At 62.2% G+C, this 1,080-nt stretch carries 2 protein-coding genes and 1 pseudogene; all 3 read left to right on the forward strand.

Annotated elements, in window-relative coordinates:
* Nucleotides 1-188 (forward strand): annotated as a pseudogene (locus AX735_RS26120) (type II toxin-antitoxin system prevent-host-death family antitoxin); the annotation flags it as partial.
* Nucleotides 169-573 carry a hypothetical protein gene (locus tag AX735_RS21100; protein WP_066284473.1) on the forward strand — a complete coding sequence of 135 codons (405 nt, stop codon included), beginning with the start codon at nt 169-171 and terminating at the stop codon, nt 571-573. The pseudogene AX735_RS26120 and the gene AX735_RS21100, both read left to right, overlap by 20 nt.
* Before the next feature lie 325 nt (nt 574-898).
* Nucleotides 899-1,080 (forward strand): hypothetical protein (locus AX735_RS26540; protein WP_231750204.1); only part of this gene is annotated, 182 nt, incomplete at its 3' end.

The raw sequence follows: 1,080 nt of genomic DNA on the forward strand, positions 1-1,080 counted from the left end.
GCGAGCGGCATGTGATCGCAGATAGCGAATATTTCCGCCATCTTGAACAGGCGGCGCGCGGTATGATCGCAGATCACATGAATATCGAAGCTGTCGCTTCGTCCGACATGACCGAAGCCGACCGCCAAGCTTTCGCCAATGCACGGCCTTCGGACAGCGAACTCGCCAATGACCGCTGGGAAGACTGACCGCCCCGCCGCAGGCCATATCCTCCGATACGTCTACCTCTTCGAGGAAGAGCAGCGCCAAGGCCGCGACGAGGGTGTCAAGGAACGCTTTGTCGTCGTCGTGGGTTTGGTGGGGTCACGCTATCTGGTCGCCGCGATCACGACCAAGGGCGAGGGGCGCAAGAACGTCATCGTGATCCCCGATGAGATTGCGCGCACAGCTGGCCTTGCTCCCGGTAGCGCAATCGTCATTTTGGAATTCAACCGCTTCACCTGGCCCGGGTTCGACATCAGGCCCCTTATGAAGCAGCCCGGGTACATTGCCGGACGTCTCCCACCGCGGTTCACGGCAAAGATCATCGATGCCATAGCAGCCTGGAGAGCAGCTCCCGTCGATCGGGATTGATTGGCGCAACGTGCAGACAGGCAGGCCCCTTGGGGCCTTGTCCTATTGTGCGTCAACGCCAGACCAATGGCGCCAACCTTGCGGATCGGCACCCAGGGTAGCCAAGGTCAGGTGTTCCGGACGACTGCCGCACGGGGACTATTCGTTCACCGAAATCGGCGAGGACGGACGATCAATCCTGCGATCATCCTTGATAGCAGCAAGCCGAGACGCGGCGAGGTTGATATTCAGGCACGCAATCAGCCCCTGTGCCACCCGCACGTCCGCCGCCCAGTGCCCCTGCCTCTCTGGTCGAGCTTAGGGCCAACCTGCAGAAATACGAGCCGTGTTGCCCGGCAAGCCGGGCTGCCCGCACCACCGCGATTTCCGAGGTTTCCCGCGCGCGAGGGCGCGCGGTGTCCCAGCTCTCCCGCCAAGGCTCGATAAGGGCACCGGCGGACGAGCCGTCGGCACCAAGGAGGCTCTTGCAATGAACATCGTCAACCTCGTCGGCCGTCTCGCCAAGGA

The organism is Blastomonas sp. CCH1-A6 (genome assembly GCF_001556365.1).
GTDB lineage: Bacteria > Pseudomonadota > Alphaproteobacteria > Sphingomonadales > Sphingomonadaceae > Blastomonas > Blastomonas ursincola.

Excerpts from the sequence above, each read along its gene's own strand:
- AX735_RS21100 (WP_066284473.1), top strand. The coding sequence starts at position 169 with ATGACCGCTGGGAAGACTGACCGCCCCGCCGCAGGCCATATCCTCCGA.